The sequence below is a fragment of the Staphylococcus xylosus genome (genome assembly GCF_002732165.1).
GTDB classification, from domain to species: domain Bacteria; phylum Bacillota; class Bacilli; order Staphylococcales; family Staphylococcaceae; genus Staphylococcus; species Staphylococcus xylosus.
Genome location: NZ_MRZO01000010.1, coordinates 1 through 21086, shown reverse-complemented (window position 1 = coordinate 21086; position 21086 = coordinate 1). Strand labels below are relative to the sequence as shown.

The following is a 21086-nucleotide window of genomic DNA, read 5'->3' as shown; positions in this document are numbered from 1 at the left end:
TTTCACTAAAACACAAACTCCCTTTAATACGACATATTGTCATGTCGTTGTATTAAAGGGAGTTTACATTTAAATATTTACATACTTCTCTTAATTTAATGTTACTGCGTTATATTAAAAAATTGTAATTCATAGATTGCTTTTTCGTCATACGCATTAAAGCTATCTATTTTACCATTTAAATATAACTCTTGTGTTTTTCTACTAACGTTATGTTGATATGACAACTTAACGTTTAAATCAGATTCATAGCCATTATTTTGGATGGTACTTTCAATTTCAGAAAATACATCTTTATTTATTGGCAATAAATATCCTTCTTTACTAGGTAGAATATTTACATATTTTGTTTGTAACACTTCTTGTTCGCCAATATAAATTTCGATTTTTATATTCTTCGCAGCACCACCACCAAGATTATATAACTTTAAATAATCTTGTTCGGACTGACTTTCGATACCTACATTTTTCAACTGCAATTCATTTTTGTCTCGTGTAATCAGTATTTGATTAAAACCAAGTGCTGGTAAAAAGCTGATCTTCATTTGATAAAGTTGCACGCTGACTGAAACAAAGTAAAAGAGCGCCATGATAAAAGTACCTAAAGAACCTATAGCCGATATAATGTTTATCATTGTTTTAACACCTCCGTGTTTTTTTGCGAGGCAGGATAAGTATTGTAACATACATCAATCATAAAAAAAACGAGCTACTTGGAAAAGTAGCTCGCCAACTAAGAGGAGTCTGCATACATGCCAAAGGACATGTTACAGACCTGCCTCTTAATTAACATGCCCTAAGGCATGAAAATTCATTGTACAATGCTTTCAATCCCCTTGCAATATAACCTTTAAATAAAATCATATAATTTTTTATAACTTAACGAATTGTATGATAATATTATATTTATAAAATATTTTTAATACGTATAGGAGTTTATTATGTACTTTTTAAAAGCAACTGTCACATCCTATTTCAAATGCATTCGAGCGATAGCACTATGCTTGTTTGTAACCATCACTTTTATCACTATTTCACCTTCTTCTAACGTTTATGCAGCCGATTTATATGGCTCTATGTCAGAACTTATGGATGATACTGAATATGGTGTAGATTGGCAACTATCATATCATAATAATCAAAGTAACACATTAATTGCCGCTATACATGGCGGCAACATTGAAGCAGGTACGACAGAATTATCCTCATTAACTGCTGCTCTAGGTAATTATAATTATTATACATTTCAAGGTATTCGCACATTAAACAATGCTGAATTACATGTCACATCAACAAACTTTGATGAACCTATTGTAGAAAACATGCAACAAGCTGTTTCAAATTCTGTAATGATACATGGCGCAAGTGGTAGCGAAGCAGCCGTTTATATTGGCGGTAAAGATGAGCGTCTTAAAGCGTCTATAGAAAATGCATTACAAACAAAAGGCTTCAATGTTTTAGAATCACCTTCCCACTTAGAAGGCGCATCTAATCAAAATATAGCCAATAAAAATGCTAAAGGTGCAGGTGTTCAATTAGAATTAACTTATGCGCTAAGACAGTCCTTCTTTAATAATCAAAATTTATCCATGAATTCTCGCTCTAATGAAGCCAATTGGAGTATTAATATGTATGCATTTGCCGAAGCCATTCATCAAGCAATTGAAGAAAATGATTAACCTTATCAAGTATGGATTTTCATTTTAAAATCATTCATAAACACTCAATTTTTGTAATATTCTCACAAATAACGAATGATTTTTCATCATTTTTGACGATTAACTATGTTATTTATTAGAGTATAGTATATACTGACATAATTTATAGAAAATGAGGTTAATAATATGGATGATTTGAAAATAAACAAAAGATTAATTATGACCCCTGGCCCCGTAAGTGTAGATCCTCGTGTCTCTCAAGCAATGTCTAATTCAATTTTAGGTCAATTTGATTATGAATTTGTAGACATAATGAATAAAACGATGGAACTCATTAGAAAATCCTTTTTAACAGACAATCAATGGTCATTTCCTATCGATGGAACAAGCCGTGCAGGTTTAGAAGCCGTTATCGCTAGTATCGTCAAACCTGGTGATACCGTACTTGTCCCAATCATTGGTAGATTCGGTTACTTGTTTACTGAATTAGTAAAACGTGCAGGCGGTGTCGTACATAATATCCAAAAACCAATGGGTGAAGTTTTTGAACAAGCAGAAATCATTGAAGCTTTAGATACTGTAAAACCAAAAGTACTCGCTATTGTACATGGTGAAACTTCAACTGGTCGCTTACAACCGATTGATCAAATAGGTCGTGCTTGTAAAGAACGTGGTATTTATTCAGTAGTTGATGCAGTAGCTACATATCAAGGTATGGTCATTCCGGTAGATGAGTGGGAACTAGATGCCGTCATCGGTGGTGCACAAAAATGTTTATCTATACCTTCAGGCATTACACCTATCACATTTAACGACAGATTTAGTGAAGAAATCAATAAACGTAAACGCGTAGAACTTGGTATTCGTTCAAATGAAAGTACAGAACAAGATTATTTTATACGCAGTAATTATCTCGATTTAACACAATTACAAGATTATTGGAGTCCTAAGCGATTAAACCATCACACAGAATCAACAACGTCAATTTACGCGCTATATACTGGTCTGAAAATAGCATTGACTGAAGGCATTGAAGCCCGTGCTGAACGTCATGCATATCACCAAGAAGGCTTAAAACAAGCATTAAAAGCTTTAGGTTTAGAAATATTTGGTGATGAGACAAATGAAATGAAAATGGTCATCTGTGTTAACATTCCCGATGGTGCGGATGATAGTAAATTTAGAGAAGGCTTACTAAAAAATTATGGCATTGAAATTGCAGGATCCTTCGGTGAATTACAAGGTAAAATTTGGAGAATAGGTATCATGGGTTATGCTATTGAAAAACAAAATATCTTAACGTTCTTATCTATATTTTCACTTTACCTAGCACATCAAGGCGTACAAAATTTAAATCCAGAAAAAGCTATCGATACACTATTAGCTTATTACGCATAAAGAAAACCAAAAAGAGAGACTTAGCCATTGATCAATGGCTAGGTCTCTCCTTTTATTATGCAGTCATTAACTACTTAAATGAATCAAGATGACAGCAGAAAATAGTATTATATAAATATCACATCAATAATACTTATTAGTGATCTTCTACAACTTTATTTTTAGCAGCTGGATAACCAAAAATAAAGAATAATACTGACATCACAATCAAAGCAATAATACCTGAATCCCAACTTTCCGTAACATCATGAAGATAACCAATCAAGAATGGTCCAACAGCAGCAATTAAATAGCCAACGGATTGACCAAAACCAGATAATGAAATACTACCATCACTTGTACGCGCTCGAATTGAGAAGAAAGTCATACATAAACTGAAACAAGCACCCATCGCTAATCCGGCGATGATAATACCAATAATCAGTAGCACTAATGATTGCGTAAAGAATAGGCTAAATCCTACTAAGAACAACACCGTAATAATCATGACTAATATGCGTTGGTCTTTCAATTTAGATGCGATGATTGGGAATGTAAAGGTCATTGGCACTTGTGAAAATTGATTGAGCATTAACAAATATCCTGCCGTAGAAGGATCCAATCCTCTATCTACAAGAATTGATGGCACCCAAGCCACTACGGTATAAAATACCATCGATTGAAAACCCATCGTCAAGGCAACCATCCACGCCAGTTTAGATTTCGTGATAGTGACCTTTTTAGGTCTATCTTGTCGATCCGCTATCGCCGTTGCCTTCTCTAATTGCACACCTTTTCGTGCTTTAGGTATCCACAATATGATTGCAATAATCGCAAAAAGAATCCAAAATGATAATGACAATCTAAAACCTAATGGTGTTATTTCTGACAGTGGAAAGCTTAAACCACCGCCTAAGCCAGCCGTAAAATTCATTGTTCCACTATAAATACCAGTAGCTAGACCAATTTGCATCGGGAAATACCATTTCACATAACTTGGTAACACCACGTTGCCGAATGCAATAGCAATTCCAAGAATGACCGTGCCAATTAAGAACAACGTGAAATCTCCTGCAATACGTAAATATAGTGCAACAATGAGTAGCATCGTAGAATACAATATTGTACGAGACATCGTTAATCGAGCTGTTACTTTTGAAACGAATGGCGAAACAATTGCAAAAATAATCAGCGGTATCGTAGTCAAGATGCCTGCAACACTGTTATTAATCTCCATAACTTGTTTAATTTCATCAACTACAGGACCGACCGACGTTAATGGCGCACGTAATGTAGAAGCAATAAAAACAATCGCAAGTATTACGCCCCAATTATTATTAACTTTATTGATGCGATATGGGTCAGTCATCTTATACCACCTTTCTTAAATCTCTTTTTTTATAATTATATAATGATGAAGCGGGACAGTAATCTAACATTTCAATTTAGATTACCCTTCCCGCCCCACAAAACAACTTGCTGATCAAAAAATTATAATAAAAATACAATGAACAATCAGTGTTTTGTAATGTTTATTATGCACTTCAATCAAAGCAGTATCCCTTTGTTCATATTACTTTTTACGATTAATTTACCGCTTCTGTTGATGGTTCAAGTAAAATACGAGTGCCAGCTTTACCTGCTAAAGCGTCTATCGCATCATCTAATGAACAAATAATAGCCTCTTTACCCATTTCAGCAAACTGAATTGCTGCTTCTATCTTAGGTAACATACTACCTGCTGGGAATTGTCCTTCAGCAACATATTGCTTCGCTTGTTCAACAGAAATCGTTTTTAGTTTTTCTTCGTTTGGTTTTCCAAAGTTAACACATACGTTTGAAACGTCAGTTAACATCACAAATGCATCTGCATCAACTTGTTCTGCTAGTTTTAAACCTGAACGGTCTTTATCAATTACTGCTTCTACGCCTTGAATATTACCATTGTCATCTTTATAGACCGGAATACCGCCGCCACCTGAAGAAATAACGACTGCTTGGTCAATAAGTGACTTGATTTGATCCACACCATGAATAACTAATGGTTCCGGTGAAGGAACGACGCGGCGGTATCCTCTACCTGCGTCTTCTACCATTACAAAACCGTGCGTTTCTTCTAAACGTTGTGCTTCTATTTCATCAAAGAATACACCAATAGGTTTAGTTGGATTATTAAATGCAGGGTCATCTTTATCTACTTCTACCATTGTCAATAACGTTACTACATTACTGTCGATATTTAAAGATTTCAAATGATTTTTTAATGATTCTTCCATCATATATCCTATAAAGCCTTGTGATTCCGCATTACAAGCATTAATTGGTAAAGGCTCGACAATGTCTTTAGCCGCTTCATTTTGTGCAATAATATTCCCTACTTGAGGACCATTACCATGCGTAACTACAATATTGTGTCCTTGCGCTTTTAATTCAGCCATTTTTCGTGTAGCTGAATACACATTATTATATTGATTTTCGTATGACGCTTCTTGCTTAGGTTGAAGAATTGCATTCCCGCCTAAAGCTAATACTACACGCTTACTCATACGCTCCACTCCTTAAAGTTGTTGCTATAAATATCCCATACAATGTATCTTTTCCAGATGATGATCCCACTTCTAACAGTTGGTTCATATGGTACACCGTTGGTTGTTGTTGCAACACTAATATTTTCGAACTAAATAATTTCTTTAACGCACTATCCAAAAAGGCTGTAGCAACTATTGTTGTTAACTGTTCTTGAATAAGCTCCTGTATAATCTTTAAATTCCCATCAAATATATAAGGCTTCATGAAATGCACAAATAGCATACCTGTTAAAATATCGTCACCTGAAGGGGTCAAACCTTGTCCTCTTCCTATCAAATAACGTAATGAAGATTCAACTGACTTGTCATCTGCTTGTTTCAATGTCTCCATGATGGACTGCATTTTCAAATAAGAAAAATCTCCATTGTTATACTCTGAAAAGTCATATGTTGTGATATTTTCATGCAACTTTGACCATAATAATGAATTTGAATTCAACTCAACGCCACTCGCATGTACCGCTTGATTACGCCAAACCAATTGACAATTATCATTAATAAACATTGCATTTGTAGTTACTTTTATAGGTTGCTTCACAGTGATGTTTTCTAACAGTTGTTTTTTAGTTTGATGGTCTACAGTAACGCCAAATGGAAACATACCATTTTCGTCACTACCTATAAAAATAAGTTTTTGATCATCATTGACGATGTTGAAGCCTTTTTCAAAAATACTATGCACATAAAAACCTTGTTGTTGTTCAATTATTTCCTGGGCAATTGGCCCTATTGAACGTACATGAAAAATCACCCTTTAAAGCCTAATTTTTCTGCGTATGCCGTAATTGCTTTTTCAAAACATTCAATTGGTGGATGTACTGTTCCAGCACCAATTTGACCATAACCCGCAATTTTATGTGCAATACCTGTATTAATTACAGGAGTGATTCCTGTTTCTACTACTTTACGCGCATCTATACCTAAGCATGCACCTCTAAAGTTCCATGTAGGGATTGCAAAGTTAGGATTTTCACCGATACAAATTTCAGTCATTTCGTTGCTGATTTCTAAAGCATCATCAAATCCACCTGTACCTACGAATCTTGTTACTGCAGGTGCAGCGATCATTGCCATACCACCAACACCAATAGTTTCAGTAATAGCAGAGTCACCAATATCCGTATTAGCATCGTCTGCAGAGTAACCTGTGAAATATAAACCTTGAGGCGTATTTACCGGTGCAGTAAACCATTCGTCGCCCATACCAGCGATGCGCACACCAAAGTTTTCACCATTACGACATAATGCAGTCACAACCGTACCGTGTTCTATTGTACGTGCAGCATCCATCATTGCTTTACCTGTTGCCATTGCTATATTTAAGAAGAACTGATCGGTATCAGCTAAAAATTGAAGCACTTCTGTACGTTTTTCTTGTTCTACATCATCTAATGCAGCGATAATTGGCGTTACCTCTTTTAGAAATGCTAATGATGCAGCTATATTACGTTGGTGGAATTCATCACCCATCGCAATGGCTTTCGCAATTAACACATTGACGTTTAAGCCATCTTTCATTTGTTTTAAAGCTTTACTAAGTACAGGACCTAAGACATCTTTCATCCAGTGCAAACGATTCACTACTGTTTCATTATATGCACCAAAACGTAAGACTGCTCCGATACCTTCATTCATTTGGCAATACGCTTCATTACCAGTTTCTCTATTTTCTACAACTAAGACCGGCATATTTGCTGAGGTAATACCACCCATTGGTCCAACAGCTTTAACATGATGACATGGAATAAATGTGATTTTTTCGTTTTCTAGTAATGCACGTGCATCTTCTTCGTTGTTAGCCCATCCTTCAAACAAGATAGCGCCTACACATGACCCTTGCATTGGATCTGTCATATTTTCATATTTAATCGGTGGTCCTGCATGTAATAGGACATGGTCTGTTAATTCAGGAATTTTTGATTTCGCTGGCACTACATCTACTAAAAACGGTGCTGCAGCAATCATTTTATCTATAACTGCTTGGTTTGCTTCATCTATTGTTTTGTAACCCATGTTATACCGTCTCTCCTTCGAAATTATTTAAATATTGGAGTACTTTCATTAGCTTTTCGTCTCCGCCAGCAATTGGACGCCAGTTAAACTGTACAACTTCTGCGCCACCATCTTGAATAGCTGATGTGAAACTTTGTAGTCCAATATTGATTACGCTTGGTGTCATATTGATTAAATTCATCACTTTCTCATCGACAGTTAAATCTACTTGCTTTACTTCAAAAGATTTTATTTCACGATTTGGTTGCTTCACATTGCTACCAATAATGTTTAACGCTGTACGTACCATTTGGTCATTTGTTTCACATACTACAGCGCCAGCTGCTTCTAAAGTGTTGATTTGTGCATGATAATCTTGATGATCATGCTCTGTTCCAACTACAGTTGCTAATACTGCTAATGAGCGTCCCTCTTCTTTTACTTTTTGAAGAATGTTCTTAATTGTTGGTGCTAATTCATTTGCCATATCATCATGACTACCATAACCAATGACATTATCTAACATAATGACTGCAGTTGATGGATCAGCTGATGATGTTTCTAACATTTCAATACGTTTTGATGGATCAATCATTGGGTGTGGTCTACCTTGAGTATAGATATCATCACCTAGATCAATAATTTCATGATTTCCGCCTTTGTATGAGTAACCTTCTGGCGTTGCATCTGTTGAATCATCACCTAATGTATCTTTAACTAACATTGCTGCTTCGGATGCTAAAGTACCTCCAGAGTAATAACCCTTGATACCGTTTTGTTGTGCATTTAAAGTCACCGAAATATTCTCTTTCACATGTGGTTTAAATTGTGGCGTTTCATTATTTGAAAGTTGAACAGAAATACGAGCAGCCTCTTCTAATGTATATGCGTGATAAATATTTTCTTCAGTATACGTAGGTTTTGAACCTAAGAATAAAGTAACGACTGGTTTATCAATGTTACGTAATAGATTCAACACTTTTTCTTCTACTTCTTTAGCTGGCGGCTTAGAAATAACAGTAATCACTTTAACTTTTGGATCTGAATTTAAAGCTTTTATACTATCTAGCATTGTAATTGCGCCAACTTCAGTTGATAAATCACGTCCACCTGTACCTAATGCATTCGTTACTCCTTTACCTTCTCTATCGATAATCGTTGTAACTTCTTGAATACCTGTACCTGATGCACCTACGACGCCAATATCACCTTGGTTAACTGTATTAGTAAACGCGAGTGGTAAACCATGAATAATTCCCGTACCACAGTCTGGACCCATAACTAGTAATCCTTTATCATGGGCAAGTTTTTTCAGACGTACTTCATCTTCTTTAGCAACATTGTCACTGAACATAAAGACATTTAAATTGTGGTTCAAAGCATTTTCTGCTTCCATAGCTGCATATTGTCCAGGAATAGAGATTAACGCAAGATTAGGATTATTAGCTAATTCTAAAGCGCGCTTCCAGTTTGAAGCTTCATCTTGTTTTTGTGATTTATCGTCACCTTCATTTTTACCTTTTAATTCTGCTTCTACTTCTTGATTGACTTCTTCAACCTTATCTTTATCATCAGTATCCACAACGATGACTATATCGTTTGGTTTTGCTTCTTCTAACTCAGGTGTACCTAAGCCAGATGATTTAAATATATCTTTATTAGCAGGTGTTCCCATCATAATAGATACTTTATTAACACCTTCAATAGCAGATAATTTATTTGATAGTAGCATTAATACAATTGAGTCTTGATACGTATTTTCTTTAATTATTGTGTATAACATCTTATGCCTCCATTATTATTCTGCGAATCTATTTTTTCCGTGGTAGCGATCATAATGTACATCATCCGAAACTAAATATTCATAGATGTCATCAACAATTTCTATACCATTTTCATCATATTTCTCACTGCGCATACGGCCACGTTCACCAGGATAGAAAATTTCACCATATCCTTCTGCAGCAGGCTGTGCTTTAAGCTCATCTAACATAGTTGAAATACGTGTCTTAAACAGTTCTAAATCAGTGAAAAATTCCGGATTTATTACAATATGCAATTGCCCTAAATCTCGTCCTTTAGTTAAATCTTTATACATTGATGATACGTGTACGCCATGAGGCACACCTAATAAACTACCGGATAGGATATCGACCATCATCATTAAACCATAACCTTTAGGGCCAGCTACTGGAACAAGTGCATGTACATCTCTAGCATCAGTTGTAGGCTCACCTTGTGCGTCGACTGCCCATGTATCTGGAATAGATAAATGTTTCGCTCTCGCATCGAGCACTTTCCCCCACGCTTGCACTGTTGTTGCCATATCAAATGTAATAATACGGTCGTCATTCGATGGCGCACTAAATGCAATCGGGTTAGTTCCAAAATAAGGTTCCGTACCACCAAACGGCACTACCATTGGATCTGATTGACACATACTAATACCAACCATATGCTCTTTTGCAGCCATTTCGACAAAATAACCAAGTGCTCCACTATGAGAAATGTGCTTCATACCAACAACAGCAACACCACTCTCTTTCGCCATTGCAATAGCCTTTTCCATTGCTTGTTTCGCAGCTTGGTGACCAGGGCCATTGTCTCCTTCAAAGACTGCAGCTGAAGGTCCTGTTTGTTCAAATTGATAGTTTGGATTAGCTGTTATGCCACCTTTGGCAATACGTTCTGCATAATACTCAACTCTGACAGCACCATGTGAATGGATACCTCTGTGGTCTGCAAACGTCAATACATCGGCAACATCTTGTGCCGCACTTTCGTTTAATCCAGCTTTTACTAATTTATTCTTCATGAGTTCAAGTAATTGTTCTTTAGATACACGCATACGAAAACCTCCTCACTTTATAGTCAATTCCACTAATTTTTATCTACGTTTAGCCTATTTATTGCATTAAAAAGGAAGCTACTTGGGAGAGTAAGCTTAGTCTTTAAATGTATGTCCTCATACATTTCATAACGTTCCCATTTCACTTCCTTTAGTTTTATTTAATACAGTTGCTCTGATACTAAATAGTCATAAATACTTTCAGCGACTGGAATACCACTTTTAGCATAACGCTGTTTGACTGTTTCCTGAATTTCCCCAGGATAGTAGACTTGTTCAAATCCTTGTGCTGGTTTTATGTCATGTAACTCATCAACCATTTCAGAGACTTTTTCTAAAAATAATGTTTTATCTCCAAAATAAGCTGGATTTATTACAATATGAAACTGCCCTAATCTACGGTACTGGCTTAAATCCTTATACATTGAAGTGACATGTTGACCAAATGGCAATCCTAGGAGGCTACCTGCTAAGATATCAACCATCATCATTAGTCCGTATCCCTTAGGTCCTGCAACTGGTAATAATGCCGCCACTTCGAATGGGTCGGTTGTCGGTTCTCCTTGATTGTCCACCGCCCATGTATCTGGGATTGATTTATGTTTGGAACGGGCATCCAAGATTTTTCCCCATGCTTGCACTGTTGTTGCCATATCGAACAAAATAGGTTCGCCCGATTGTCGTGGTGCAGCAAATGCAATAGGATTCGTGCCAAAGTAAGGCTTCGTACCACCGTATGGTACAACCATTGGATCTGATTGACATACTGTAATAGCTACCATTCCTCGTTTTGCAGCTTGTTCTGCAAAATAGCCAATAGCGCCACTATGGCCCATTTCTTTGACACCTACCATACCAATACCACTATTCTCAGCCATGGTGATAGCTTCTTCCATTGCCTGATACGCGACATAATGTCCTACTGCATTATCTCCAAAATAAGTTCCAGCTGAAGGTCCATTTTGCGTAAATTCTAAACTAGGTTCTAAATTATAACCTTGCTTTGAAATACGTTCTGCATAATATTGCATGCGCACAGACCCATGAGAGTGGATGCCACGCTCATCAGCAAATATCATAAGGTCAGCCGTTTTGTCTGCTTGTACTTCAGGAAGACCAGCTTGCGTCAATTTTCTCTTGAACAGTTCACGTAATTTATCTCTTTCAACGTATACTAACGTCTCTTCTTCCATCGTTAACAACCTTCCTTAAATTTCAATATCTCTATTAGCATCTTTTGAATAGATATATGCAAACGGTTCGTCTAAACCTACTGCATATGTCGCTTGAGGCGCATAGGCACCCATAAAGATATAATCTCCTTTATCAACTGGCATCCATTCATTATCTAAGTTGTACATGCCACGTCCGCTTAAGATATAAGCACCGTGTTCTTGCACATGTGTTTCGATATATCCATGAGATGCACCAGGTTTAAATGATAAAATATGAATATTCATATCATATGCAAGTTCTTTTGGTAAAAGGTCTAAGATTTTAACTTCTTCCATACCTTCATAAGGCTCTTGCACCATATCATTAACGTTTCCAGTAACTACTTCTGGTGTATATCCTTCTAATGGTTGGTAACGTTTTTTGTATAAAAATACTCTACTATCATTATTTTGGTTACTGTTTTCAAACGTCATAACTTGATGAGCTGGAACATATAAATAACCGCCTGCACTTAACTCATACTTCTTATCATCTGCGTACGCATTAATATTACCGTATTCAACATAGATAAATGTTTGTACACCGTTACCTCCAAAGCCTTGTTTGTTGCCGCCTTGATTTTTCAAAGTAACTAAATAATCAACAAAACGAGCACCTAATCTTGGGGTTCCCATGATTGTTACATCACAATCTTCGAATCCTGGTACTACATTATTAACTAAACCATCTGGCGTAATTACTGCATAATTATCCTTTTTAATTACTGAACGTGTTTCTAATAAGCCTTCTCTATAACCTTGATTGTGGTTTAAATAACCCATAAAAACATTACTCCTTTTCTCTATTTGGAATTATTATTTTCTCGTTTGAATTTGCTGAACAATTATTATTTAACTGTTTCAATCCTTATTCTTTATAAGCAAGTTGATACAATACTTGTTTAAGCACCTCTATACCTTTAACTAAATCTTCAATATTAGTTTCTTCTGTAACATTATGACTCACGCCATTAATAGATGGGACGAACAACATTGCGGTCGGTATGTATTTAGCAAAGATTTGAGAATCATGACCTGCACCCGATGGCATCATCTTACTGTCATTAGAACCAACTACTTGTTCAGCAGCTTGTTCTACTACTTTGACTAAGCTTTCATCCATCATGGTTGGCGCTTCATCCATCCACAAGTTAATGTCGTATTCGACACCTTCTTGTTTCGATACCGTTTTGATGCAATCATCAATCGTTTTCGCAAAATCATTTAACTCTTCTTGATTAATATGTCTACAATCAATTGAAAAAGTCACCTCACCTGGCACTACGTTGACTGTGTTTGGCACTGGATCAACACGACCAAAAGTAATAACTAGTGGATCACCAATCGCTCTTGCTTTATCAGTTAGCTCTGTCGCGATTTTACTGAAAGCAACTACTGCATCTCTTCTTAATCCCATCGGCGTTGTTCCCGCATGGTTTGCTTCGCCTTTTAAGTTAATTGTGTAACGTTTTTGTCCAACAATACCATTGACGACGCCGATTGCTTTCTTCTCAGTCTCCAATACTTTGCCTTGTTCTATATGTACTTCAATAAATGACTTAATATAACTATAATCATTATCTTCACTGCGGTAATCAAAACCAGCGTTGTTCATCGCTGCTTTAAAATTAATACCCTCGCCATCAGCAATATCATTAACGTCTTCACGTTTAGCTAAGTTAAAGAAATTTTTGCTTCCCCAAAACGCATACGGGAAACGGCTACCTTCTTCTTCGGCTAATGCCAAGACTTCAAGTGAGCGTAATGGTTGACCATGCTCGGATTTCAATGATTGCATTGCAACTAATGCTGCTAAGACACCAAACTGACCATCTAAATGACCGCCTTCAACAACGGTATCAATATGTGATCCTGACATAATTGTCTCTTCGGGGTATTTACTTCCTTCAATACGTCCTTTTAAATTACCGACACTATCAAAGCTAGCTTTAAACCCTTCTTTTTCTAATGTATGTTTTAATTCATGTACAGCATTTGACCACTCATCTGAATATAGTAAGCGCGTAATACCGCCACCGTTCAATCCACCAAAACCGGTGAATTTTTTATCTAAAGATTCAAAAGAAGATCGTATGTCCATTAAATTCAACTCCTTTTTCATTTCACAACCAATTATAAGCGTTTACATTTTAGTTATCATTCACATTTCTAACAATAATGGTTGAGACTTTTATTCGATTTATACAAATACTTCTAAACATTTCTTTGAGATACTATAGTTAGCAAATTTTATATATAGGAGGATGATAGGTTTGTCTCAATATCATTCTAAAATTATGACTGAAGATGGATTCACCTTACCTTTTACAGTTATTGAAGCACAAAATAAACACGCAAAAGGCGTTATAACGTACTTTCATGGTGGCGGATTAATCTTTGGAAGCCCTGACGATCTTTCACAGAATTACATAGATTTATTAACACAAGACTTTCATCTCGTCCTAGCTTCTTACCGTCTGGCACCTGAAAGTAATATAAACACAATCATTAGTGATGCTTTACTACAATATGATGCAATTAAACAACGCTATCCATCAATACCTTTATTTACATTCGGTCGTTCTGCAGGTGCTTTTTTAGCAATGATTGTCTCAACACATCGTCAAGTCGATGGCATTGTTGATTTTTATGGTTATTGCCGTGTACATGTACCATCATTTTTAAGACCAAATTCACAATACCAAACACTATCATCTAAAATTACTCCTGAGATACTGAATCAATTGATTCAAGAGCAACCGTTAACATCTGGTCTTATGCAAGCCAGATATCCTATTTATATACATGCACGTGGAGAAGCTAAATGGCTAGAGTATTTAGGTATTCAGACCTCAACGCAAAGTGATTATAATATTTCAGCTCAACAACTCAATCACTTTCCGCCAACGTTCATTGTCCATTGTATCAATGATCCAGATGTCCCATATAGCGAAAGTGAATATATCTATCAAAATGTGAAAAATTGTCATATAGAAACTTTAGATGATAACCAACATGACTTTGATAGAACAGTAAATGAAACTAGCATTGATTTATATAAGAAGACCGTACATTTTTTAAACCAACTCGTTTAATTGAAGGAGAATGTTTATAGTGAATTTGCAAAATGTTTTAGATAATTTTCAAACGTTTAATAACTTTGCTCGAAATGAACAAAATGGTGGTATTAATCGTATCGCCTTTACACATCCAGAGAGGTTAGCTGCATTAAAGTTTTCTATGTTGTGTCAAAAAGCTGGCTTAGATGTATATTTTGATTTCTTCGGAAATGTCATTGCACGTAGAGAAGGTAAAGACCCATCTTTGAAGCCTGTAGTTTTAGGTTCTCACATCGATACTGTAAAAGACGGTGGCCAATATGACGGGTTACTAGGTGTACTAGGAGCATTAGAGGTTATTGAACATTTAAATACACACCAAATCGAAACTGATCACCCTATCATCGTCATCGCCTTTGCCTGTGAGGAGTCAACAAGATTTAACGAGGCTACATTAGGAAGCAAATACCTAACAGGTAAGATGACTAAATCAGACATGAAACATATTAAAGATAATGAAGGCAATATACTTTATGATGTCGTCGAACCCTTATCTCAAGACATGCACGGCAAGGCTGCATTATTTGAACGCAACCAAATTAAAGCTTTCTTAGAGCTACACATTGAACAAGGTCCAATACTTGAAAAGAACAACAAAGATATTGGTATTGTCACAGATATTGCTGCCCCTCATCGTTTCAAGTTAAATATCCAAGGTGTCACGAGTCATTCTGGTTCTACCCCTATGCCTATGAGAATTGATGCACTTACTACATCGTCAGAAATTATTTTAAGTATTGAATCTATAGGCCAAACTTATCATGATCAGGGAATTGTTACGACAGTTGGTTACGCAAATGTATATCCAAATACGATGAATGCAATTCCAGGAGAAGTCACTTTACTTATTGATATTCGAGGAAAAGATCTGACAGTACGGGAACAAGTTGTTACAGAAATCCAGCAACAAATTCAAGCTATTACTCAAAAACGCAAAACAGCATATCATTTAGAAGACTTAGGGCAAGACAAGCCACAAAGTTTCAATCATAAAATAGCTCAAATCACTGAACTAAGTTGTCTTCAGTCTGACTATAGTTTCCGTTATATGTATAGTGGTGCAGGCCATGATGCGATGAATTTCGCACCTATTTGTCCAACGAGTATGATTTTCATTCCTTGTAAAAAAGGTATTAGTCATTCACCAGAAGAATCTGTCACTGAGCAACAAATTGCCAAAGGTATTCAAGTTTATATAAATACAACGATTGAGTTAGCCAAATTAGAAACAACATTAGAAGATTAATACATCTTTTGTAAAATGTTGCTTTCTTTGATTTTCTCCAAAATAATAATATAATTAACAACTAAAGTGAGCATCCTATTATACAAAGTAGGTTTCTCACTTTTTTACGCACTATATTTTATGAAAAAAATTACATGCTAAAATCAAAATTTTAGTTTCAAAATACTTTTATAAGATAATACAATGACAGAGGTTGATTATAATGACGAAAATATGTTTTATCAGACATGGGGAAACTGATTGGAATACTGCTGGGAGATTACAAGGACTTACAAATACTCCTTTAAATGACAAAGGTATCGAACAAGCCAAAGCATGTGGCCAATATTTAAAGGAGTCACACTGGGATGTTATTCTTACAAGCCCATTATCAAGGGCTAAAACAACTGCACAATGGATTCAACATTACTTAAATATTCCGTTAATAGAGAACGAAGCTTTTATCGAAGTTTCTTTTGGAGATGCTGAAGGTTTAACTCCAGAAGAACGCAGTGCAAAATTCCCTTCACTCATCTATCCAAATAAAGAAAAAGAAGCGGTAATTAAAGACCGCTTCTTAAAAGGTATAGATTTAGTTAATAATACTTACAAAGATAAAAACATATTAATTATTTCTCACGGAGCTTTTATCAATGCAATATTTCATCATTACTCAAATGGCAATTTGGGCACAGGTATCACAAAACTTACAAACGGCAGTATGAGCACGCTAAAAATTGCTGATGGTCATTGTACTATTATCAACTATGACCAAACTTCACATTTGCCGATGCAAGGCTCAAGCATTTAAAAAGCTTTCGTTGCCATACCCTGACATTCGAAAGAGTTTAATGTTTACCTGTGCTTATGCTCATGCATAAGTTCCATTGATTTCCAAAATTGGACACCTGAGTATATACTTAGGTGCAAGAGCCACTAACTTAAGAAATTAAGAAGTGGCTCTTTATAGTTAGTATTCACTTCTCAAAATAGCATAACTTAATGTATCCCTATATTCACCGTCTACTAGTCTATTTTCTCTTAAGACGCCTTCTAACTTCATTTCTAAATTTTGTAACACCATTCTTGCTGCTGTATTGTTTGAATCAATAGATGCCGCTACTCTGTTTAATTTCAGCACTTTAAAAGCATATTTTATAATGGTTTTGGCTATATTTGTTGCGATACCATTGTTCCAATAATTCGGATGGATAATAAATTCAATTTCGGCACTTTTGTTCACTTCATCTATAACTAATTGTATCGTCCCAATAACTTTATCAGTATCAGGATTAACTAAAACATTATAAACTACATTCGAATCTTGATTTATAACTTCACGAAGAAATTGCTTTGTTTCCTCATTACTTTGCGTCTTCCAAGTTTGGTACTTAGTTACTTCTGTTAAATTATGTAATTCATTTATGTCATCTATATCTGTATCTATTAAATCTCTAGAATAGAAATCCATATTTACCCTCCTATAATTTTAAAAATCAAGTATTATATTAGCGAACGCTTACTTTTATAGGTTGCTATTAGTCGTTAGTCGATTAGATCTTATCAATACAGAATTTATTTAACTTAAATATCCAATACTGTCACTTTAATTTATCATAGGTTAAATACTACTGAAAATGAAAGTAATTATTTCAATGGTCGCATGGCCCCAACACTCAAAATCCAACTTAAACACTAACGACGAACTGATTTAAATTCACTCAGCAAACCAATAGTTTATAACAACATTTTCAAAATTTATAAATAATATTCATTTATAAGCATTATAACTTTATATACACATTAGTTAAATATTAAGTTATCATCTAATAATAACTTAATATTTAACTTTTTTATTTTATGAGTATATTTTAGTAAAAAAGTTCACCCAGATTGGTGAACTTTTTCTATTTGTATTACGTATTTTTATAAACAAGGAGGAGAAGGCATGCTAGATGAAAATGATCTATATAAACTGATTGTTGAGAATAAGGATAGCAAAAGTCTAGAAATCCTATATGATCGGTACGAGTCATTGCTATTTAATTTGGCTTATAAAATCACTCAAGACAAGCAATCTAGTGAGGAAATATTACAAGATATTTTTATGAAAATTTGGCATCAAAAAGCAATTTTCAAATCTGAAAAAGGTAAATTATCAACTTGGCTCATCACACTATGTCGTAATGGAGCAATTGATATTGTAAGAAAGCGAAAAGTAACAGAAAGTGAATTCAACGAAGAATTTCAGGGACTGCAACTGAGTGGCTTACCCGAATATGATTTATTAGAGAAAGAATGTTCAGAGCAAATTCAAAAAATGATTTCATATTTAAATAAAGATCAACAAGATATCATTGCCCTATTTTATTATAAAGGGTTAAGCCAACAAGAGATTGCACATAAATTAAACACACCTTTAGGTACTGTAAAGAGCAGACTTCGATTATCAATACAACATTTAAATAACTACTTTAAAAAAGTTTCAAGAAGGGAGCGTGAAGAAAATGAACGATAAAAAAGTTGATAAAATATACGATTATTTTAATGACAATTTGGATGAGCATGTAAAAGAAGAAATTGAAAAAGAATTAAATTCCTCTTCTGAAAGTGACGAAACTTTAAATGACATTAATATTCTTCACGATACGCTTCCTTATAGTAATAAGGAAGTTGAACCTCCAATAGGCATGAAGCAAAGAATATTAGACGCAGTTATTAATGAAGAACATGAAAATCAACAGAATCAATCAAGTCACTACAATCAAGACACTACACCTTTGCAAAAACGTGATACCCAGAATACAAATGAATCACAACAATATAAACAAAGTGATTATAAGCAAACTAAGCATACATGGGTCAAACAACTATCTATAGGTATTATGGCGGCATTATTATTGTTATCATTGATCGGAAATGGCGTTCAATATTTTAACCACAAAGAATCACAAAAACAATCGTCACCATTGATTAATACCAATGATACACACGCTATCAATTTGAAATCTATGAATGAGGAAAAAACACAGGGTCAAGCTTATGTATCTAATAGCCAAACAAATAATAAGCTAATGGTCGAAGCTAATGATATTGAAGCTACAACAGGCAATGAAGTTTATCAAGTTTGGGTCATTAAAGATGACAAACCATATCCTGCAGGAACATTCGCAACTAAAAACAATAAAGGCATGGTCGTATTCGACTTAAATGACCTCGATGTAGACAAGAATGATACCATCGCCATCACCTTAGAACCTTCACCAAACAACGCAGAACCTAAAGGACAAATGATTATGGCTAGTAAAGAAGTTTAATAAAATTATCTAAAAGGATCACAAATCTATGTGATCCTTTTTTGATTTTCATACGTATATCTCTTAATCACATTTTTAATAAGACATTAATTATATTTGTATTAGTTAGAAACTGAATAGAAAAGGTGGAGATAAACTATGAAAATAACCGTTAAAGATATCTTGTCAGTCATTAAGCAAAATACAGTCGAACCTTCAAAATGTGTAAAATTAGATTCAGAAATCATTTGTGAAAAAGTAACTTCAATGTACCAAGATATAAGCCTAGCTACCTTATTCATGTTAAAAGATTCAGAAAATGTAACACATTATGCTCAATGTGCTAACGAAATGAATCCTTTGCTTGTGATTACAGATGCGCCTCCCTCTAAATTTAGCCATTTAGAATACAATATGCCTATTATTTTTATAACAGATTTTCCAGAAGTAGCTAATAACTTAGTCAAATTATTTTATAAAAATGCAATTGAAAATATTAAATGTATCGCTGTTACAGGTACAAATGGCAAAACAACAACAAGTCATATGATCGGTAATTTACTTACACAACTTGATAAAAAAGTGGCTATTATAGGCACGATGGGAATATACGACTGTAATTACAATAAACTTAACTTTAATCATTCAACTCAAACTACACCAATGTATTTTGAAATGGCTGAGATTATAAATTATTTTTATAATGAAAATTATGATTATATCGTTTACGAGGCTACTTCTATAGCTCTAGATCAAAGACGGACAGATTTTATCAAAAATGATTTAGCCGTTTTTACTAATTTCAGTCCAGAACATCTAGAATATCACGGAACTATGACTAACTATTTAAAAGCTAAATTAAGATTAGATGGACTAAGCTCACTAAATTTAATCAATTTAGATACGGCAGAATACCATACTATTTTAAAAGACGAACAGCATTTTTCCACTACACAAAACGCATATTATCAATATCATATTACTAATGACGCTATTGATATCGAGATTAACGATATTCCATATACTATCCTACCTAAATTTAAAGGAGGACATAACTTTATAAACTTAGCTACAAGTATATTTGCTTTAGACAAATTAGGTTTTGATTCAAAGAAAATAGTTAAAGTTGCTTCCACAATTGATCCACCATTACATCGCTTTCAAATAGTAGAAATAGATGATTATACGATTATATTGGATTTTGCACACACTGCTTTGGCCATTAAAGAATCTATAAATAACGCTTTGAATTATAGTAAAAGTGTTAATAAGAGCTTAAATACAATGGTTACAGGCATAGGATTGAGAGGTTTAGATAAAATAAAATTGACCGTAGATACATTACCTCAGGGTATTCATAAGTTGATGATTGCTGCAGAACAAGTAGGATATGAAGACCCAGAAAAAATCCTTCGCTTTATGTTTAATCATTTACCAGATTGTTATAGAACAAGTAATGTTTTGCGTGGCTCTTCGCGAAAAGAAGGTATAAAAGCACTTTTACATGCAACAGATAAAAATAATGAGATTATTTTACTTACTGGTATAAATGAACCCCAAAATTATAAAGGTCAAAAATACGACCACGATGATCAAGAGTATGCAAAAAAGATATTACAAGAACTCAAACATCAAACAACAACACTAAAAAAAGCCCCCTAATCAGGGCTTTCAGACTGTCGACAAAGTCTCCGACTTTGTTGGCAGTTTTTTTGTGCACGCTTTCCGCGGGCACTGCCTTAGCCTGTAGTCTTCGGCTAGCGCTCTTC

Annotated in this window: 19 protein-coding genes; 8 read left to right on the top strand and 11 right to left on the bottom strand. The window is 34.8% G+C overall.

All coding sequences use genetic code 11. From position 1 onward, the window contains the following. Positions 1 to 101: 101 nt before the first annotated feature. Positions 102 to 635 carry a hypothetical protein gene (locus tag BTM19_RS11990; protein ID WP_029376856.1) on the bottom strand — a complete coding sequence of 178 codons (534 nt, stop codon included), beginning with the start codon at positions 633 to 635 and terminating at the stop codon, positions 102 to 104. Positions 636 to 941: 306 nt separating this feature from the next. Between BTM19_RS11990 and BTM19_RS11985 the strand changes: the two genes are divergently transcribed. Continuing rightward, on the top strand, positions 942 to 1679 hold the full coding sequence (locus tag BTM19_RS11985) for a poly-gamma-glutamate hydrolase family protein (protein WP_029376857.1): 738 nt from the start codon (positions 942 to 944) through the stop codon (positions 1677 to 1679). A gap of 165 nt (positions 1680 to 1844) precedes the next feature. Then, positions 1845 to 3056 carry a pyridoxal-phosphate-dependent aminotransferase family protein gene (locus BTM19_RS11980; RefSeq protein WP_029376858.1) on the top strand — a complete coding sequence of 404 codons (1212 nt, stop codon included), beginning with the start codon at positions 1845 to 1847 and terminating at the stop codon, positions 3054 to 3056. A 136-nt stretch (positions 3057 to 3192) separates the two neighbouring features. Here BTM19_RS11980 and BTM19_RS11975 read toward each other — a convergent pair whose 3' ends face one another. From BTM19_RS11975 to allC, 9 genes are all read right to left on the bottom strand, one after another. Beyond that, positions 3193 to 4404, bottom strand: a complete 1212-nt coding sequence (locus tag BTM19_RS11975) for a CynX/NimT family MFS transporter (protein WP_029376859.1) — start codon at positions 4402 to 4404, stop codon at positions 3193 to 3195. Positions 4405 to 4621: 217 nt separating this feature from the next. Next, positions 4622 to 5581: a carbamate kinase gene (arcC, locus tag BTM19_RS11970; protein ID WP_029376860.1), complete on the bottom strand. Its 960-nt coding sequence runs from the start codon at positions 5579 to 5581 to the stop codon at positions 4622 to 4624. Then, entirely contained in the window at positions 5574 to 6374 is an 801-nt protein-coding gene (locus tag BTM19_RS11965) for an oxamate carbamoyltransferase subunit AllH family protein (RefSeq protein ID WP_029376861.1), read from the bottom strand. Before BTM19_RS11965 ends, arcC begins: the two co-directional genes overlap by 8 nt. Then, positions 6371 to 7636, bottom strand: a complete 1266-nt coding sequence (locus tag BTM19_RS11960; RefSeq protein WP_029376862.1) for a YlbE family protein — start codon at positions 7634 to 7636, stop codon at positions 6371 to 6373. The genes BTM19_RS11965 and BTM19_RS11960 overlap by 4 nt, the downstream gene beginning before the upstream one ends. Position 7637: 1 nt before the next feature. After that, the gene (locus BTM19_RS11955) at positions 7638 to 9398 is read right to left on the bottom strand and encodes an acyl-CoA synthetase FdrA (RefSeq protein WP_069796639.1); all 1761 of its coding nucleotides are present in this window, start codon (positions 9396 to 9398) and stop codon (positions 7638 to 7640) included. Positions 9399 to 9413: 15 nt separating this feature from the next. After that, positions 9414 to 10463 carry an ureidoglycolate dehydrogenase gene (gene allD, locus BTM19_RS11950; protein ID WP_069796641.1) on the bottom strand — a complete coding sequence of 350 codons (1050 nt, stop codon included), beginning with the start codon at positions 10461 to 10463 and terminating at the stop codon, positions 9414 to 9416. A 161-nt stretch (positions 10464 to 10624) separates the two neighbouring features. Continuing rightward, on the bottom strand, positions 10625 to 11656 hold the full coding sequence (gene allD / locus BTM19_RS11945) for an ureidoglycolate dehydrogenase (protein WP_029376865.1): 1032 nt from the start codon (positions 11654 to 11656) through the stop codon (positions 10625 to 10627). Between the two features lie 15 nt (positions 11657 to 11671). After that, entirely contained in the window at positions 11672 to 12460 is a 789-nt protein-coding gene (gene allE / locus BTM19_RS11940; RefSeq protein ID WP_029376866.1) for a (S)-ureidoglycine aminohydrolase, read from the bottom strand. Positions 12461 to 12545: 85 nt separating this feature from the next. Beyond that, positions 12546 to 13778 (bottom strand): allantoate deiminase, encoded by a 1233-nt coding sequence (gene allC, locus BTM19_RS11935; protein ID WP_029376867.1) that lies wholly within the window; start codon positions 13776 to 13778, stop codon positions 12546 to 12548. A 172-nt stretch (positions 13779 to 13950) separates the two neighbouring features. On the opposite strand from allC, the gene BTM19_RS11930 reads away from it, so the two are divergent. From BTM19_RS11930 to BTM19_RS11920, 3 genes are all read left to right on the top strand, one after another. Further along, positions 13951 to 14772: an alpha/beta hydrolase gene (locus tag BTM19_RS11930; protein ID WP_029376868.1), complete on the top strand. Its 822-nt coding sequence runs from the start codon at positions 13951 to 13953 to the stop codon at positions 14770 to 14772. A 19-nt stretch (positions 14773 to 14791) separates the two neighbouring features. After that, a complete protein-coding gene (locus BTM19_RS11925; RefSeq protein WP_038679627.1) occupies positions 14792 to 16042 on the top strand; it encodes a M20 family metallo-hydrolase in 1251 nt (416 codons plus the stop codon). A 202-nt stretch (positions 16043 to 16244) separates the two neighbouring features. After that, the gene (locus BTM19_RS11920; protein WP_029376870.1) at positions 16245 to 16832 is read left to right on the top strand and encodes a histidine phosphatase family protein; all 588 of its coding nucleotides are present in this window, start codon (positions 16245 to 16247) and stop codon (positions 16830 to 16832) included. 159 nt (positions 16833 to 16991) lie between these two features. Here BTM19_RS11920 and BTM19_RS11915 read toward each other — a convergent pair whose 3' ends face one another. Next, positions 16992 to 17492, bottom strand: coding sequence for a GNAT family N-acetyltransferase (locus tag BTM19_RS11915; RefSeq protein WP_029376871.1), 501 nt, complete (start codon positions 17490 to 17492; stop codon positions 16992 to 16994). A gap of 477 nt (positions 17493 to 17969) precedes the next feature. On the opposite strand from BTM19_RS11915, the gene BTM19_RS11910 reads away from it, so the two are divergent. The 3 genes from BTM19_RS11910 to BTM19_RS11900 all read left to right on the top strand — a co-directional run bounded on the left by BTM19_RS11910 (position 17970) and on the right by BTM19_RS11900 (position 20979). Continuing rightward, on the top strand, positions 17970 to 18539 hold the full coding sequence (locus tag BTM19_RS11910) for an RNA polymerase sigma factor (RefSeq protein ID WP_029376872.1): 570 nt from the start codon (positions 17970 to 17972) through the stop codon (positions 18537 to 18539). Further along, positions 18529 to 19338 carry an anti-sigma factor gene (locus BTM19_RS11905; protein ID WP_029376873.1) on the top strand — a complete coding sequence of 270 codons (810 nt, stop codon included), beginning with the start codon at positions 18529 to 18531 and terminating at the stop codon, positions 19336 to 19338. The genes BTM19_RS11910 and BTM19_RS11905 overlap by 11 nt, the downstream gene beginning before the upstream one ends. 138 nt (positions 19339 to 19476) lie before the next feature. Further along, a complete protein-coding gene (locus BTM19_RS11900; RefSeq protein ID WP_029376874.1) occupies positions 19477 to 20979 on the top strand; it encodes a Mur ligase family protein in 1503 nt (500 codons plus the stop codon). The last annotated feature ends 107 nt before the right edge of the window (positions 20980 to 21086 follow it).

Coding starts and splice junctions, on each gene's coding strand:
- BTM19_RS11990 (WP_029376856.1), bottom strand. CDS start 635: ATGATAAACATTATATCGGCTATAGGTTCTTTAGGTACTTTTATCATG.
- BTM19_RS11985 (WP_029376857.1), top strand. CDS start 942: ATGTACTTTTTAAAAGCAACTGTCACATCCTATTTCAAATGCATTCGA.
- BTM19_RS11980 (WP_029376858.1), top strand. CDS start 1,845: ATGGATGATTTGAAAATAAACAAAAGATTAATTATGACCCCTGGCCCC.
- BTM19_RS11975 (WP_029376859.1), bottom strand. CDS start 4,404: ATGACTGACCCATATCGCATCAATAAAGTTAATAATAATTGGGGCGTA.
- arcC (WP_029376860.1), bottom strand. CDS start 5,581: ATGAGTAAGCGTGTAGTATTAGCTTTAGGCGGGAATGCAATTCTTCAA.
- BTM19_RS11960 (WP_029376862.1), bottom strand. CDS start 7,636: ATGGGTTACAAAACAATAGATGAAGCAAACCAAGCAGTTATAGATAAA.
- BTM19_RS11955 (WP_069796639.1), bottom strand. CDS start 9,398: ATGTTATACACAATAATTAAAGAAAATACGTATCAAGACTCAATTGTA.
- allD (WP_069796641.1), bottom strand. CDS start 10,463: ATGCGTGTATCTAAAGAACAATTACTTGAACTCATGAAGAATAAATTA.
- allD (WP_029376865.1), bottom strand. CDS start 11,656: ATGGAAGAAGAGACGTTAGTATACGTTGAAAGAGATAAATTACGTGAA.
- allE (WP_029376866.1), bottom strand. CDS start 12,460: ATGGGTTATTTAAACCACAATCAAGGTTATAGAGAAGGCTTATTAGAA.
- allC (WP_029376867.1), bottom strand. CDS start 13,778: ATGGACATACGATCTTCTTTTGAATCTTTAGATAAAAAATTCACCGGT.
- BTM19_RS11920 (WP_029376870.1), top strand. CDS start 16,245: ATGACGAAAATATGTTTTATCAGACATGGGGAAACTGATTGGAATACT.
- BTM19_RS11915 (WP_029376871.1), bottom strand. CDS start 17,492: ATGGATTTCTATTCTAGAGATTTAATAGATACAGATATAGATGACATA.
- BTM19_RS11910 (WP_029376872.1), top strand. CDS start 17,970: ATGCTAGATGAAAATGATCTATATAAACTGATTGTTGAGAATAAGGAT.
- BTM19_RS11905 (WP_029376873.1), top strand. CDS start 18,529: ATGAACGATAAAAAAGTTGATAAAATATACGATTATTTTAATGACAAT.
- BTM19_RS11900 (WP_029376874.1), top strand. CDS start 19,477: ATGAAAATAACCGTTAAAGATATCTTGTCAGTCATTAAGCAAAATACA.